Source organism: Labrys okinawensis (assembly GCF_047345005.1).
In the GTDB taxonomy this organism is placed as follows: domain Bacteria; phylum Pseudomonadota; class Alphaproteobacteria; order Rhizobiales; family Labraceae; genus Labrys; species Labrys okinawensis.
Genome location: NZ_CP178864.1, coordinates 446,791 through 461,162 on the forward strand (window position 1 = coordinate 446,791; position 14,372 = coordinate 461,162).

At 64.6% G+C, this 14,372-nt stretch carries 13 protein-coding genes; 7 read left to right on the forward strand and 6 right to left on the reverse strand.

Features of this window, described 5'->3' with window-relative positions; genetic code table 11:
• Positions 1 to 295: 295 nt before the first annotated feature.
• The gene (locus ACMDCR_RS02140) at positions 296 to 754 is read right to left on the reverse strand and encodes a MarR family winged helix-turn-helix transcriptional regulator (protein WP_413990938.1); all 459 of its coding nucleotides are present in this window, start codon (positions 752 to 754) and stop codon (positions 296 to 298) included.
• Positions 755 to 940: 186 nt separating this feature from the next.
• Here ACMDCR_RS02140 and ACMDCR_RS02145 point away from each other — a divergent pair, with 186 nt between their 5' ends.
• The gene (locus tag ACMDCR_RS02145; protein WP_413990939.1) at positions 941 to 1,369 is read left to right on the forward strand and encodes an organic hydroperoxide resistance protein; all 429 of its coding nucleotides are present in this window, start codon (positions 941 to 943) and stop codon (positions 1,367 to 1,369) included.
• Positions 1,370 to 1,472: 103 nt separating this feature from the next.
• Positions 1,473 to 2,174, forward strand: a complete 702-nt coding sequence (locus ACMDCR_RS02150) for a hypothetical protein (protein WP_413990940.1) — start codon at positions 1,473 to 1,475, stop codon at positions 2,172 to 2,174.
• Positions 2,175 to 2,188: 14 nt separating this feature from the next.
• Here the strand turns inward: ACMDCR_RS02150 and ACMDCR_RS02155 are convergent, their stop codons facing one another.
• Positions 2,189 to 3,013, reverse strand: coding sequence for an alpha/beta fold hydrolase (locus ACMDCR_RS02155; protein WP_413990941.1), 825 nt, complete (start codon positions 3,011 to 3,013; stop codon positions 2,189 to 2,191).
• Positions 3,014 to 3,152: 139 nt separating this feature from the next.
• On the opposite strand from ACMDCR_RS02155, the gene ACMDCR_RS02160 reads away from it, so the two are divergent.
• Complete coding sequence (locus ACMDCR_RS02160; protein ID WP_413990942.1) at positions 3,153 to 3,476, forward strand: putative quinol monooxygenase; 324 nt, start codon at positions 3,153 to 3,155, stop codon at positions 3,474 to 3,476.
• Positions 3,477 to 3,622: 146 nt separating this feature from the next.
• Here ACMDCR_RS02160 and ACMDCR_RS02165 read toward each other — a convergent pair whose 3' ends face one another.
• Complete coding sequence (locus ACMDCR_RS02165) at positions 3,623 to 3,991, reverse strand: GFA family protein (RefSeq protein WP_413990943.1); 369 nt, start codon at positions 3,989 to 3,991, stop codon at positions 3,623 to 3,625.
• 91 nt (positions 3,992 to 4,082) lie between these two features.
• Here ACMDCR_RS02165 and ACMDCR_RS02170 point away from each other — a divergent pair, with 91 nt between their 5' ends.
• A complete protein-coding gene (locus ACMDCR_RS02170; RefSeq protein ID WP_413990944.1) occupies positions 4,083 to 4,499 on the forward strand; it encodes a hypothetical protein in 417 nt (138 codons plus the stop codon).
• Between the two features lie 155 nt (positions 4,500 to 4,654).
• Positions 4,655 to 5,293, forward strand: coding sequence for an AcvB/VirJ family lysyl-phosphatidylglycerol hydrolase (locus tag ACMDCR_RS02175; RefSeq protein ID WP_413990945.1), 639 nt, complete (start codon positions 4,655 to 4,657; stop codon positions 5,291 to 5,293).
• Positions 5,294 to 5,328: 35 nt separating this feature from the next.
• Here ACMDCR_RS02175 and hemW read toward each other — a convergent pair whose 3' ends face one another.
• From hemW to yghX, 3 genes are all read right to left on the reverse strand, one after another.
• Positions 5,329 to 6,489 (reverse strand): radical SAM family heme chaperone HemW, encoded by a 1,161-nt coding sequence (hemW, locus tag ACMDCR_RS02180; RefSeq protein WP_413990946.1) that lies wholly within the window; start codon positions 6,487 to 6,489, stop codon positions 5,329 to 5,331.
• A gap of 129 nt (positions 6,490 to 6,618) precedes the next feature.
• Positions 6,619 to 7,440 carry an ammonia-dependent NAD(+) synthetase gene (nadE, locus tag ACMDCR_RS02185; RefSeq protein WP_413990947.1) on the reverse strand — a complete coding sequence of 274 codons (822 nt, stop codon included), beginning with the start codon at positions 7,438 to 7,440 and terminating at the stop codon, positions 6,619 to 6,621.
• 98 nt (positions 7,441 to 7,538) lie between these two features.
• Positions 7,539 to 8,429: a YghX family hydrolase gene (gene yghX / locus ACMDCR_RS02190; protein WP_413990948.1), complete on the reverse strand. Its 891-nt coding sequence runs from the start codon at positions 8,427 to 8,429 to the stop codon at positions 7,539 to 7,541.
• A 220-nt stretch (positions 8,430 to 8,649) separates the two neighbouring features.
• On the opposite strand from yghX, the gene mutS reads away from it, so the two are divergent.
• Positions 8,650 to 11,355 (forward strand): DNA mismatch repair protein MutS, encoded by a 2,706-nt coding sequence (mutS, locus tag ACMDCR_RS02195; protein ID WP_413990949.1) that lies wholly within the window; start codon positions 8,650 to 8,652, stop codon positions 11,353 to 11,355.
• Between the two features lie 143 nt (positions 11,356 to 11,498).
• Positions 11,499 to 14,270 carry a [protein-PII] uridylyltransferase gene (locus tag ACMDCR_RS02200; RefSeq protein WP_413990950.1) on the forward strand — a complete coding sequence of 924 codons (2,772 nt, stop codon included), beginning with the start codon at positions 11,499 to 11,501 and terminating at the stop codon, positions 14,268 to 14,270.
• Positions 14,271 to 14,372: the final 102 nt, after the last annotated feature.

The window sequence follows — 14,372 nt, forward strand, 5'->3', positions numbered from 1 at the left end:
GATCCGAACGAACGGCCGCCATGGGCTGGGTGGCCACCCAGCCCATGGCACTCCTCACGAAGCAGCACAACTAAAGCACATCCCAATTACACAAGTGGCGATCTCCGATCGCCATCTTCTTCACCGGCAAACATATCGTTTCCCAGATTGCCGATCAGAGATCGTCTCTCCAAGCCAGTGCCCTCCCACGCAAGGTTAGCGCCCATGGGCGTCCTTGACTGCTTCTGCCTTTGTAGGAAGGCGCTGTGGTTCCAAGAGCAGGCAGGGATGCCTGCGATCCCAGGCGGTCCCAAGCTTATCCTGCTTTCTCTTCCTTCCTGTGGTTGGCCTCCAGCGCCTCACGCAGCCAGTCCAGCCAATCCTTGAGGGAGCCTGCCTGCCCGGCCTCCAGCCCGGTGGCGGCGCCGATCTGCGAGGGCACGACCATGGCCTTCTCGCGCAGCGCACGGCCGGCGGCGGTGAGGCTGATACGCACCTGGCGCTCGTCCTTGCTGTCGCGCTGGCGCCGCACCAGGCCGGCGGCTTCCAGGCGCTTCAGGAGCGGGGTAAGCGTATTGGTTTCCAGGAATAGCCTGGCGCCGATCTCGCCCACCTTGAGCCCGTCCTTCTCCCACAGGCACAGCATGACGAGATATTGCGGGTAGGTCAGCCCAAGCGGGTCGAGCAGCGGCTTGTAGGAGCGGCCAAAGGCGTTGTTGGCGGCGTAGAGGGCAAAACAGAGCTGGTTTTCCAGCAACAGCGGAGCGGATTCCATCTCGACCTCCTCATGGTGCAAGAGGCGCCTTCGAACAAAAGGCCAACCTTTCCATATCATTATAATCTTATCGCATACGACAGAGTCGTAGTACCATCCGTGCAAACTTTTCTGTGCAAAAATAAATATCGCATACGATATAAACCTGTGCGATATGTTTCCGGTCAAATTCTTAAGGAGGTTCCAATGAAAGTTCTCTACACCACTGCCGCCAAGTCCGATTCCCATGGCCGTGATGGCGGCCATGCCGGCACGCTCGACGGCAATTTCTCCGTCACCCTGTCGCTGCCCAAGGAACTGGGTGGCTCTGGCAATCCCGGCACCAATCCGGAGCAGCTCTTCGCGACCGGCTATTCCGCCTGCTTCATGGGCGCCCTGCGTTTCGTGGCCGGCAAGGAGAAGGTAACCCTGCCGGCTGACGCCTCGGTGACGGCGACGGTCGGCATCGGCCCTCGCGATGACGGCACGGGCTTCAGCCTCGATGTCGCGCTTGCCGTCGCCCTGCCCGGTATCGACAAGGCCACGGCAGACGACCTCGTCGCCAAGGCCCATGTCGTCTGCCCTTATTCGGAAGCGACACGCAAGAACCTCGACGTTCGCCTGAGCGTCGTCTGAGCGACGATCCGCGATCTTCGATCAAGACAGCGCGAGCCGACGGGGTTGGCGCTGTCTTTCCCGTCGAGGCATAGTGGCGGCGATTCGCTTTAAGAGTGCCGCCATGTCTCTCCCCCGCCCCTGGCGCGAAATCCTGCCTCAACTCGTGTCGACAGCCTTGATCCCACTCACCGTGGCAGGCATCGGCTGGTATTACACGCGCTGGCAGCAGAACCTCTCGGACCTGCGCACCATGATCGACATGATGACGGATGGGGCGCCCGAGAAGCGCAAATATGGCATCGCCATGTTCGAATACCTCTTGAAGAACGACAAGGTGCCGGTGGAATTCATCACCGCTCAGCTCGACTATGCCAATTCCTCCTCCGACCGTGACCTGCTGCCTCTGCTGGAGAACGCCATCCAGAAGGCCTCGCTCGCCAACAACTCGGTAAAGGCTGCCTATGAGGAGGCAACGGCGCGCCTGCCCAGCCGCATCTTCGTGCATGTACTCAATGACGGACAGCGGGCTTGTCCCGGCGTCCTCCTCGACGAGTTGAAGGACAGCGACAAGGCTGGCATCACCTTTCCCGCGGTGATCCCGGTGAAATGGTCGGGCGAGACGAACGAACTGCGCTTCTTCAAGATCGCCGACCGCAAGCGGGCCGAATCTCTCGCCGAGTTGTTCTCGACGGTGGGCCTTCAGCTCACCACCAAGGACCTTTCCACCAGCTGGAGCGGGGCGCAGGATTCGCGCCCCAACACCTTCGAGATCTGGTTCGGCAATATGCCGCTGCCGGGGGGCTGCTCCCAACCGAAGATCTAGCCGGCGGTCCCAAGCTACGCCGCTTCCTTCACTGCTCCCCTCGCGACCCGAGCGATATCCGCCGCCAGCTTGTGTGGGTGGGTGACCATTACGCCATGCGCCACGCCTTCATAGACCATCAGCTTCGCGCCGGGGATCAACGCTGCATAGCGCCGGCCGGTAAGGTCGAGCGGAGCGGAGGCGTCGCGGTCGCCATGGATGAGGGTGACCGGCAACCGGAGCGCGGCCGCTTCGTCGCGAAAGTCCGCCTCGACGATGGCGCGCTGGAGATCGAGCAGCATGCGCCGCGACCCGTTCAGGATCATGGCGATCAGCCCGTCGATGACATGGCGGCTGGCGCCGGGGGCGAAGGGCTCGGCATTGGCTTCGAGCCAAGCGGGAAGATCCTCATGGAGGCTCTCCATGACCCGTTCCAGCGCTTCACGCGGCAGCCCGTAGGAATTGCCGGGCCTCGCTACCAGGCATGGCCCTTGGCCACCCACCATGACGATATGGGCGAGGCGTGAAGGGCCGTGACGGCTGACATAGCGCAGTACTTCGCCCGCCGCGCTCGAATGGGCGACGATTGTGACGCCGTGAAGGTCGAGCTTTTCGATCACAATGGCTAGGTCGTCGGCGATGAGGTCGAAGTCGATGCAGCCGGGATCGGTGGAGCGGCCATGGCCGCGGCGGTCATAGGCGATGGTGCGCAGGCCCCGTGTGTTGAGCGAGGCCATCGTGGCGCCCCAGCAGGTCGAATCCATGCCCCAGCCGGCCAGGAACAGAACCGGGGCACCCGTACCCCAGTCGCGGATGAAAAGCTGGTGGCCGTCGGCGATTTCTATGAATGGTGCGGTCATCGGAGCCTCCTTGCGTTTTGCTCTTGCGACGAAGCGAGGATGCAGCTTGTCGGGGAACGAAGCGATTACGTGTGAGGTAATCGCATTCGCCGCCTCGTTTCCTATCCTCGTCCTCATGGCAATGGGATGGAGGAATGGGATGAGCGTGACCTACGTGATCGGCTTCAGCGTCAGGCCAGAGCAATGCAGGCGCTTTCTTGGCCTGCTGACCGACGTGCTCGACGCCATGCGGCACGAGGCAAGCTTCGTGAATGCCACTCTGCATGCCGACCCGGCCGACCCCTGCCGCTTCCTACTGCACGAGACATGGGCCGACCATCAGGAGGTGCTCGATGTGCAACTGCACCGTCCCTATCGCACGGCCTGGCACGAAGCACTGCCGGATCTGCTCACCGCCCCGCGCGACATCTCGATGTGGACGCCGCTGCGAGTGGATGCGAAGGAGCGCCATGCGTCGGCCTGAGGCACAGACTCTTCGGTTGGGCGAAATGAGTCGTTTCGGAACAAGGCGAGGGGACTTCGAAGGCGCACTCCATCCTCACACGTCTCATCCCGCTCGGCCGAAAGATCAAAAGGTCCTGGCACAAGGCAGAACATTCGTTACCTGTCTCACCACAGGTTCTTCCCGTCGATCACCACCACCGGTACGGCCTCGAGCTCGAAATCGTCGAACAGGCGGGCATTGATGCCGATCCTGGGATGCTCGAAATCGGGTTCACCCTTCGACCAGTCGGGCGTCTCGGTGAAAGTGCCGCAGCCGCAGGTGGCGCAGAAATGGTGCTGGACCGTCTTCGACTGCCAGCGATAGGTCGAGACCATCTCTGGCGGCGAGGTCAGGCGGAAGTGCTCGGGCGTGTAATAGGCCCAGAGCGAGCCGCGCTTCGAACAGAAAGAGCAGGTGCAGCGCGTCACCGTCTCTGGCGCTGCATCCACTTCGAACCGCGTGCCGCCGCAATGGCAGCTGCCTTTGAGAGCCATGCTTGTTCCTTTCGGTGCTTCGGGGTAGGCCTTTCATAATCTGCCGCTGCTGACATCTATCTGTCAGCAGCGGCGTCTAGTTGAGATTATCATGAGCGCCGCCCGCAAGATCCACGCCCTGACCTTTCATCTCTTCGGCCTTGCTGATGAGGATGCCGCCGACGAACTCCTCGACGACATCGAGGAATTCGCCGACGGCATGACCTGGCCGCTCGGCCAGCCGGATGCCTACAAATACCTGGAGGATGAGGCGGATGATGTTGTCAAATGCGCCGTCGAATTCAAAGTGAGGGCAGCTATCGCCGGGAGTGCCATCGAGGCGGAGAAGCGCGACTTCGAGGCGGCCATGGCGCTGATCGAGTATCTGCGCCAGCTCTCGCTCAGTCATTCCCTCGATATCGAGGTCGACTTCGACGACGAAACGATCGGCTCGATCGACAAGGGCATGTTCAGTGCCTCCCTTCATGCAGGGTTGATCGAACCCTGGGCCGCGGCGCTCGCCTCGTGAGGGCTTTCGCAGGTTCAAATGAAGGGCGCGCGCCGGTGGGCCGATTTCCAGATCGGCCCCGGTCCTTTCCCTCTGGAGGGCGTTTCCAAAAGGGGCCACCCACCAGGGCGCTCCTTACTATCCTCCTCCTCGCCTTCGCCCTGCTCGCGTCCGCTATGGCTTGTGCCGAGGGGGGCCCTCTGGGCCTGCCTCTGGAGCTCTACAAGGCGGCCAGGCCGGACGGCAGGCTCATGCTCCTGCTCTCCGGCGACACCGGCTGGGGCGATCTCGAGGAAGCAGTGGCTGAGCGCGCCAGCCAGGCCGGCGTCAGCGTAATCGGGCTGGATTCCCGTCGTTATTTCTTCTCTGGCAGAACGCCCGGGAAACTTGCCCTGGATCTGCAGCGCATCCTCGGCTTCTACGGCCGGGCCTGGCATGCCCCTCGTTTCGTGCTGGCCGGTTATTCCTTCGGTGCGGACGCGTTGCCCTTTGCCTGGAAGCACCTGCCGGCCACGACCCGCCGCCGGACCTCGCTCATCGTCCTGATCGGCCTGCAGCCGGCCGCCAATTTCAGCATCTCGATCTGGGAGATGCTGGACTTTCCGGCGCCCGACGACGTGCCGGTGGATATCGCCATCAAGGACCTGCCCAAGCACAAGGTGCTCTGCATCTACGGCGTGGACGACGGCGAGGCCTGCGGCCTGCCGGTCCTCGATCGCGCCATGCGGGTGCCGCGTCCGGGCGGCCATGATTTCGGCGGCGATTATGCGGCCGTGGTGGACGCCATCCTGAAGCGGTCGCGCGCCGCACGGTAGCATCAGGCGCGAACGCCGCCCCATTCCCAAGCCTTTTAGGCCGCGAGCTCGCCGATGACTGCATCGAGCAGAGGAAAGCCCGCCCTTGTGACGCGGATATGCGAGCCGCGCCGTTCGATCATGCCACTGGAACCGAGGGCGGCCAGGGTGGCCTCGGGCACGCCGCGCCCGCGCAAGCCGGCTAGTCGGCCGATATCGATGCCCTCGGCCAGGCGCAGGCCCATCAGCAGCATCTCATCGCCCTGCTCGTTCGCCGTAAGAGACTGGTCGTCGACGAGGCCATGGCCGTTTGCCCTGACACCGGCGAGCCATTTCTCCGGGTTGCGTTCGGTGGAGAGCGCGCGGCGCCGGCCGTTGGCGTCGACGAGGCGGCCATGCGCGCCAGGGCCGATGCCGGCATATTCGCCATAGCGCCAATAGACGAGATTGTGCCGGCACTCGGCGCCGGGCCGGGCGTGGTTCGAGATCTCATAGGCCGGCAAACCGCGCTTTTCACAGGTCTCACGCGTGATATCGAAGAGCACGCGAGCCTCCTCGTCCGGCATCGGGATGAGCTTGCCGGCGGCCACCAGGCGTTCATACATCGTATCGGGCTCGATGGTGAGCTGGTAGAGCGATAGATGCTCGGCCGCCCGGTCTATCGCCTCGTCGAGCTCGCGCTGCCAGTCGTCGGGCCGCTGATCCGGCCTGGCATAGATGAGGTCGAAGGAATAGCGTTCGAAGTGCCTGGCCGCGATCTCGACCGCCGCCATGGCCTCCGCCACCGAATGCATGCGGCCGAGGCGCTTGAGGTCGGCGTCGTTCATCGCCTGCACGCCGAGCGAGACGCGGTTGACGCCGGCGGCGCGATAGCCGGCGAAACGCGTGGCGTCGACGCTGGTGGGATTGGCCTCGAGCGAGATCTCGACATCAGGCGCAACCGTCCAGGCCGCGCCGATCGCGTCGAGAATGGCGCCCACCGTCGCCGGCTCCATCAGCGAAGGCGTGCCGCCGCCGAAGAAGATGGAGTCGACGGTCCGCCCCGGCGCAATCGCCGCCATGTGGGCGATCTCACGTCGATAGGCATCGAGATAGCCGGTCTGGTCGACGCCACCCTGGCGCACATGGGAGTTGAAGTCGCAATAGGGACATTTGGCCAGGCAGAACGGCCAGTGCACATAGACGCCGAAGCCGGGCTCTTGGAGGGAGGAGGTCATGGCGCTCAAGTGGCACCGCGAGGAAGCCGCGTCAATGGCCGCCTCCGGGTGCATGGGCATCTTGCCCGTTCTTCCCTGGTTGCCGAGCGCTTCATCGCGAAGAACCGGCAAGATGCCCATGCGCCCGGATTACGCCACGAAATCGTCCGGCGTCACCGGCAAGGCGCGTTTGTGCATGGTGGCGCGATGGGTCGCAAGGATGCGTTCGCGGCCGGCCGGTGTGATCGTCTTGCCTTCCAGGAAATCGTCGATCTCTTCATAGCTCACGCCATAGACATCCTCGTCCGGCTTCAACGGAGCGTCGGATTCGAGATCGGCTGTCGGCACCTTGAACACAAGCTCCTTTGGTGCGCCGAGATGACTGGCCACGGCGCGCACCCGGCGCTTGTTGAGGCCCGAGAGCGGCAGGATGTCGGCGGCGCCGTCTCCGAATTTAGTGAAGAAGCCCATCACGGCCTCGGCGGCATGGTCGGTGCCGATGACGAGGCCGCGCACCGCACCGGCGAGGCCATATTGGGCGATCATGCGCTGGCGGGCCTTGATGTTGCCGAGATGGAAATCCGCGCGCTCGCGTTCGAACAGGTCGCCGGCATCGCGGATAAGCTCGGTCATCATCGCATCGGCCGCCGGCTTGATGTTGACGGTCGCCACGCGGTCCGGGCGAATGAAGGCTATGGAGGCCTGCGCATCGCTCTCATCGGCCTGCACGCCATAGGGCAGGCGCATGGCGATGAACCGCGCTTCGTAGCCCTCCCCGCGCAGCCGCTCGACGGCAGCCTGGGCCAAGAAGCCGGCGGTCATCGAATCGACACCACCGCTGATGCCGAGCACATAGGTGCGGCAGCCCGAGGCCCTGAGGTAGCCGGCAAGAAACGCGATGCGTCGCTCGGCTTCGACGGCTGCATCGAAAACGGCGGAAACGCTCATGTCCGAACTGATGTGCTGATCCATTCCCGTTCTCGTTTTTCAGACGCCTGCACGATTCAATCATGACGTAGGGGATTAGGCGAAACAGTAGATCTCAATGGATCAGCGACCCCCTCGCGCAATCAACTCGCCAGATAGCGGTTGAACCAGGCGATGGTGCGCTCCCAGGCGAGCTTGGCTGCCGCCTCGTCGTAGCGCGGCGTCGAATCATTGTGGAAGCCGTGATTGACGTTGGGATAGATGTAGGCCTCATAGACCTTGTTGTTGGCCTTCAGGGCCGCCTCATAGGCCGGCCAGCCATCGGTGATGCCCTTGTCGAGGCCGGCATAATGGAGGAGCAGTGGGGCCTTGATGCGCGGCACGTCCTCGGCCTTGGGCTGCCGGCCATAAAAGGGCACCGCCGCAGCGAGTTCGGGATAGGCGACGGCCGCGGCGTTGCAGACGCCGCCGCCATAGCAGAAGCCGACGATGCCGACCTTGCCGGAGGTCTGATCGGGCTGCATCAGGAATTCGACGCCAGCGAAGAAATCATTCATCAGCTTGACGGGATCGACCGTCTTCTGCAGCTCCACCCCCTTCTCGTCATTGCCGGGATAGCCGCCGACGGAGGTGAGGCCGTCCGGAGCGAGCGCGACGAAGCCAGCCTTGGCCACAAGCCGGGCGACGTCCTCGATATAGGGGTTGAGACCGCGGTTCTCGTGCACGACCACCACACCGCCGACCTTGCCGGTCGCCTTGGCGGGCTTGACGCGATAGCCGCGGACCGTACCGTTGCCGTGAGGCGAGGGGTAGGTGATATATTCGGGCACGATATCGGGATCGGTAAACTCGACCTGCTGGGCCAGCGCATAGTTCGGGCTCATCGAGGCGAGGATTGTCGCCGCCGTCAGGCCGCCGACGGCGTATTTGGCCGCACGGTCGAGGAACTCGCGCTTGCTGATCCGGCCATGCGCGTAGAAATCATAGAGTTCGAGCAGTTCCTGAGGAAAATCCTTCGCGGTCAGACGTGTCACGGCTCGGCGTCCTTTCTGCGTTCTTCCTGGGAGAGGGACTATAGGCAGGTGCGGGCGAGGGGGCCATAAGGGCAACGATGACAAATTGGAGAGGTCGGTCGGGCCTCGGTGATTTGTGCAGGAAGGCGCGACCCGAAGCGGCGTCCCTGTTAACCCGCTATCCACAACCCTGCGCCCCGCCTACCGTGCCTCCTGCCTCGCATTCTGCTAGCCTCACGCCATGACCACCTCGCCCCAGAAGATCGAACCGGCGGACGCGCAGAACGTCACGCCGATGATGGCGCAATATCTCGAGATCAAGGCAGGCCATCCCAATGCCCTGCTGTTCTATCGCATGGGCGATTTCTACGAATTGTTCTTCGAGGATGCCGAGGTTGCCTCCAAGACGCTCGGTATCGTGCTCACCAAGCGTGGCAAGCATCAGGGCGAGGATATCGCCATGTGCGGCGTGCCGGTGGTGCGCGCTGATGAATATCTGCAGCGCCTGATCGCCTACGGCCACCGCGTCGCCGTCTGCGAGCAGATGGAGGATCCGGCCGAAGCGAAGAAGCGTGGTTCGAAATCGGTGGTCAAACGCGGTGTGGTGCGCCTCGTCACGCCTGGCACAATCACCGAGGAAACGCTGCTGGAGCCGACGCGCGCCAACCTCCTCCTGGCGGTGGCGCGGCTGCGCATCTCGGACGACGAGGCGCGCTTCGGTCTCGCCTTTGCCGATATCTCCACCGGCGAGTTCGGCTTATCCGAATGTGATGTTTCGGGTTTGGCCGCCGAAATCGCCCGGCTCGACCCCTCCGAGATCGTGCTGGCCGAGAGCGTGCATGAGGGTGGCGAGCTTGCAGCGCTCTGGCGCGAGCTGCGCGCGGCGGTGACCCCGGTCGGCCGCGACGTCTTCGACGGAGCGCAGGCCGAGCGGCGCCTTGCCGCCTTCTACAATGTCGGCACCATCGACGGTTTCGGTGCCTTCTCGCGCGCCGAGCTGGTCGCCGCGTCCGGCCTCGTCACCTATATCCTGCGCACGCAGGTTGGCCAGAGGCCGGCGCTCGATCCGCCTAGACGCGACCGGGCCAGCGCCCATATGGCGATCGATGCCGCCACCCGCACCAATCTCGAACTGTTGCGCACCACGAGTGGCGAGCGCGCGGGATCGCTGTTCGATGCCATCGATCGCACGGTGACGGCTGGTGGCGGGCGCCTGCTGGCGCAATGGCTGGCGAGCCCGTTGGTAAAGCCCGAGGCGATCATGCCGCGCCAGGATGCGGTGGCCTTCTTCGCCGAACAGGCGCTGCTGCGAGGCCAGATTCGGGCCCGGCTGAAATCGGCGCCCGACATCGCCCGCTCGATGGCGCGCCTCGCCCTCGACCGCGCCGGCCCGCGCGACCTTGCCGCCCTGCGCGAAGGGCTTGCCGGCATCGCCCTCCTCGAGGGCCTGCTGCACCGTCAGGCCGATCTGCCGCCGGTCGTCGCCGGGATCCTCACGGCGCTTGCGCGGCCCGACCAGAGCCTGGCACCGCGCCTCACTGCCGCCCTGCAGGACGACCTGCCGCTGCTCAAGCGCGATGGCGGTTTCGTGCGAACAGGCTTCAGCGCCGAGCTCGACGAGACCAGGGCGTTGCGCGACGAGAGCCGGCGCGTCATCGCCGGGTTGCAGGCGCGCTATGCCGAGGAGAGCGAGGTCCGCCAGCTCAAGATCAAGCACAACAACATGATCGGCTATTTCGTCGAGGTACCGCAGCAGGCGGGCGAGGCATTCCTGCAGCCGGGGCTGCGCGAGACCTATGTGCATCGCCAGACCATGGCCGGCGCCATGCGCTTTTCCACGGCCGAGCTCTCGACCCTCGAATCGCGCATCGCTTCGGCGGCCGACCGCTCCCTGGCGGTGGAATTGCAGGTCTTCGCAGATCTTGCGCAGGCCCTTCTTGCCGATGGCGCCGCCATCCGCGCCGCCACCGAGGCGCTGGCGCTGCTCGACGTCATCGTGGCGCTCGCCGTGCTGGCGGAAGAGGAAAATTACGTCCGTCCGCTGGTCAACACCTCGCTCGCCTTCGCCGTCGAGGGTGGCCGCCACCCGGTGGTGGAGCAGGCGCTCAAGCGTGAAGGCAAGCCCTTCGTCGCCAATGACTGTGATCTCACCGGCGAGAAATCTGGTGCGATCTGGCTGCTTACCGGCCCCAACATGGCCGGTAAGTCGACCTTCCTGCGCCAGAACGCCCTCATCGCCGTGCTCGCGCAGATCGGCTCCTTCGTGCCCGCGAGGAAAGCCCATATCGGTGCTGTCGATGCGCTGTTCTCGCGCGTGGGGGCGGCGGATGACCTTGCCCGGGGCCGCTCGACCTTCATGGTCGAGATGGTCGAGACGGCGGCGATCCTGAACCAGGCCGGCCCGCATGCCCTCGTCATCCTCGATGAGATAGGCCGCGGCACCGCCACCTTCGATGGCCTCTCCATCGCCTGGGCGGCAATCGAGAACCTCTCCGCCATCAATCGCTGCCGGGCGCTGTTCGCCACGCATTATCACGAGCTCACGCAGCTGACGAAGAAGCTGCCGCGCCTTGCCAACGCCACCATGCGCGTCACCGAATGGCATGGCGACGTCGTGTTCCTGCATGAGGTGGTGCCGGGCGCCGCCGACCGCTCCTACGGCATCCAGGTCGCCAAGCTCGCCGGCATGCCGGCGGCGGTGGTGGAGCGCGCCCGCACCGTGCTGGCGCAACTCGAGGCAACGGACCGCCAGGCGCCGGCCGCCAGGCTGGTCGACGACCTGCCACTCTTCGCCGCCGCGCCGCGCCCGGCGCCGCAGCTGGCTGCGAAGCAGAGGGACGAACTCGGCGAGGCGCTCGATGCGCTCGATCCCAACGATATGAGCCCGCGCCAGGCCCTCGACGCCTTGTTTTCCTTGAAAGCCAAACGAGATACAGCGAAGAAGTAGCTGGGAGCGCGGACGTCTCGTCCGCTCTTGAACCGCAACCCAGGCAGAATTCAGTGCGTCGTCGCCGCCGCGCCTTGTTCTTCGGTGGCAAGGTTCAAGAGCGGACGAGACGTCCGCGCTCCCAGCAGTTCCCAGGACACCCCATGCTCGACAAGCCCGACCGCGAATTCAATCTCGTCATCGACCGCATGGCGCTCGAAGCCGAGATCGATGCGCTGGCCCTCGAGCATGAGGGCAATGCCGACGCCCTGCGCCAGGCCGTGGTCAGCCTGCTCAAATCCGCGCTGAAGGATGGGCGCGACAAGGTCTATCGGTGGTTCAAGGAGGACCGGCTCGGCACGGCCTGCGCCCAGCGCCTGTCCTGGCTGGAGGACGAGATCATCCGCGCCACCTATGCCTATGTGACGCGCTACGTCTATATCTCGCACAACCCCAGCGCCGGCGAGCGCATGGCCATCATCGCGGTCGGCGGCTATGGCCGCGGCACGCTGGCCCCCGGCTCGGACATCGACCTGCTCTTCCTGCTGCCGGCCAAGCAGACGGCCTGGGGCGAGAGCGTCACCGAGGCGATCCTCTACGTGCTCTGGGACCTCGGCCAGAAAGTCGGCCACGCCACCCGCTCGATCGACGACTGCCTGCGCCTCGCCCGCTCCGACATGACCATCCGCACCACCATCCTGGAGGCGCGGCCGATCCTCGGCGACGTGGCGCTCGCCCATGACCTCGCGACGCGCTTCGACAAGGAACTGGTGCAGTCGACCGCTGCCGAATTCGTCGCCGCCAAGCTTGCCGAGCGCGATGACCGCGTGGTCAAGGCCGGCAATTCCCGCTACCGCGTCGAGCCCAATGTCAAGGAAGGCAAGGGGGGGCTACGCGACCTCAACACGCTCTACTGGATCGCCAAATATGTCTACCGCGTGAATGATTCCGCCGCCCTCGTCGAGGCCGGCCTCTTCACGCGGCGGGAATATCGCCAGTTCGTGCTGGCCGAGGATTTCCTCTGGGCGACGCGCTGCGCCATCCATTTCCTCACCGGGCGCCCGGACGACCGGCTGACCTTCGACCTGCAGCGCGACATCGCCAGCTTCCTGGGTTACGCCGATCGCGGAGGCCTTCGCGGCGTCGAGCGCTTCATGAAGCACTACTTCCTGGTGGCCAAGGATGTCGGCGATCTCACCGCCATCGTCTGCGCCGCGCTGGAGGAACGCCAGGCCAAGCCCAAGGCGATGCTGGACCGCTTCATCGCGCCCTTTCGCCGCTCACAGCGCCAGGCGCTCACTGGAACCAGGGATTTCGTCATCGAGACCGGCCGGCTCAACGTCGCCAATGACGAGGTGTTCGCGCGCGACCCCGTCAACCTGATCCGCCTGTTCCATCTCGCCGATCTTCATAGCCTCGCCTTCCATCCGGATGCGATGCGCCTCGTCACCCGCTCGCTGAAGCTCATCAATGCGGGTCTGCGCGAGAACAAGGAGGCCAACCGCCTCTTCCTCGAGATCCTCACCTCCCGCAACGCGCCGGAAACCGTGCTCCGGCGCATGAACGAGACCGGCGTGCTCGGCCGCTTCATCCCGGATTTCGGCAAGGTCGTGGCGATGATGCAGTTCAACATGTATCACCGCTACACGGTCGACGAGCATCTCCTGCGCTCGGTGGGCGAGCTTGCCGATATCGACCGTGGCGACGGCGCGGATGAGCATCCGCTCTCCAACGAGATCATGCCGACGATCCAGAACCGCACGGCGCTCTATGTCGCCACCTTCCTTCACGACATCGCCAAGGGACGGCCGGAGGACCATTCGATCGCCGGCGCCAAGATCGCCAAGAAGCTCGGCCCGCGCTTCGGCCTGACGCCGGCGCAGACCGATACGGTTTCCTGGCTGATCGAGCAGCATCTCGTGATGTCGATGACGGCGCAATCCCGCGATCTATCGGACCGCAAGACCATCGAGACCTTCGCCGGCGCGGTGCAGACCCTGGAGCGCCTGAAGCTCCTGCTCATCCTTACGGTCGCCGATATCCGCGCGGTCGGCCCCGGCGTGTGGAATGGCTGGAAGGGCCAGTTGCTGCGCTCGCTGTTCTGGGAGACCGAACTGGTGCTCGCCGGCGGCCATTCCAATGCCGACCGGCGCGCCAGCGTGCGCCAGTCGCAGGAGGAACTGCGCGCCGGCCTGACGGACTGGACCAGCGAGGAGATCGAGGCCTATATCGCCAAGCATTACGCACCCTATTGGTTGAGGGTCGACCTGCCGCGCCGCCTGCGCCATGCGCGCTTCGTGCGCTCCATGCTTGAGCGCGGCGAGAGTCTGGGCACCGAGGTCGATACCGATGCCTTCCGCGGTGTGACCGAGCTGACGATCCTTGCGCCCGACCATCCAAGGCTCCTCTCGATCATCACAGGAGCTTGCGCCGCCTCGGGCGCCAATATCGTCGACGCCCAGATCAACACCACCACGGACGGCCTGGCGCTCGACACCATCTTCGTCTCACGCGAATTCCCCCGTGACGAGGACGAACTGCGCCGCGCCGGGCGCATTGCCAAGGCGATGGAACAGGCCCTGCAGGGCACCATCCGCCTGCCGGATGCCGTGGCCAAGCGTAGCGCCATCTCGGTCAAGCCGCGCCACAAGGCCTTCCAGGTGGCGCCTGAAGTGGTGGTGGACAATGAATGGTCCAACCGCCACACGGTGGTGGAGGTTTCCGGACTCGACCGTCCGGGCCTCCTCTACGACCTCACCACCGCGCTCTCGCAGCTCAACCTCAACATTGCCTCGGCTCACATCGCGACCTTCGGTGAGAAGGCCGTGGACGTGTTCTACGTCACCGACCTGACCGGCGCGAAGATCATCTCGTCCGAGCGCCAGGACAGCATCCGCAGCAGCCTTTTGGAGGCGTTCAGGACGGAGGGGAAGTAGTGGGGCTGGAGGGATAGTCGATTAGGAACTGGTGGCAGAGAGTGCTTCTGTCATCCCCGGCCGAAGCACTCTTGAGCGAAGCGAGGGAGGCGAGGAGAAGGG

What these genes read in the sequence shown, in the direction of transcription:
- ACMDCR_RS02140 (WP_413990938.1), bottom strand. Translation starts at nt 754, where the DNA reads ATGGAATCCGCTCCGCTGTTGCTGGAAAACCAGCTCTGTTTTGCCCTC.
- ACMDCR_RS02145 (WP_413990939.1), top strand. Translation starts at nt 941, where the DNA reads ATGAAAGTTCTCTACACCACTGCCGCCAAGTCCGATTCCCATGGCCGT.
- ACMDCR_RS02150 (WP_413990940.1), top strand. Translation starts at nt 1,473, where the DNA reads ATGTCTCTCCCCCGCCCCTGGCGCGAAATCCTGCCTCAACTCGTGTCG.
- ACMDCR_RS02155 (WP_413990941.1), bottom strand. Translation starts at nt 3,013, where the DNA reads ATGACCGCACCATTCATAGAAATCGCCGACGGCCACCAGCTTTTCATC.
- ACMDCR_RS02160 (WP_413990942.1), top strand. Translation starts at nt 3,153, where the DNA reads ATGAGCGTGACCTACGTGATCGGCTTCAGCGTCAGGCCAGAGCAATGC.
- ACMDCR_RS02165 (WP_413990943.1), bottom strand. Translation starts at nt 3,991, where the DNA reads ATGGCTCTCAAAGGCAGCTGCCATTGCGGCGGCACGCGGTTCGAAGTG.
- ACMDCR_RS02170 (WP_413990944.1), top strand. Translation starts at nt 4,083, where the DNA reads ATGAGCGCCGCCCGCAAGATCCACGCCCTGACCTTTCATCTCTTCGGC.
- ACMDCR_RS02175 (WP_413990945.1), top strand. Translation starts at nt 4,655, where the DNA reads ATGGCTTGTGCCGAGGGGGGCCCTCTGGGCCTGCCTCTGGAGCTCTAC.
- hemW (WP_413990946.1), bottom strand. Translation starts at nt 6,489, where the DNA reads ATGACCTCCTCCCTCCAAGAGCCCGGCTTCGGCGTCTATGTGCACTGG.
- nadE (WP_413990947.1), bottom strand. Translation starts at nt 7,440, where the DNA reads ATGGATCAGCACATCAGTTCGGACATGAGCGTTTCCGCCGTTTTCGAT.
- mutS (WP_413990949.1), top strand. Translation starts at nt 8,650, where the DNA reads ATGACCACCTCGCCCCAGAAGATCGAACCGGCGGACGCGCAGAACGTC.
- ACMDCR_RS02200 (WP_413990950.1), top strand. Translation starts at nt 11,499, where the DNA reads ATGCTCGACAAGCCCGACCGCGAATTCAATCTCGTCATCGACCGCATG.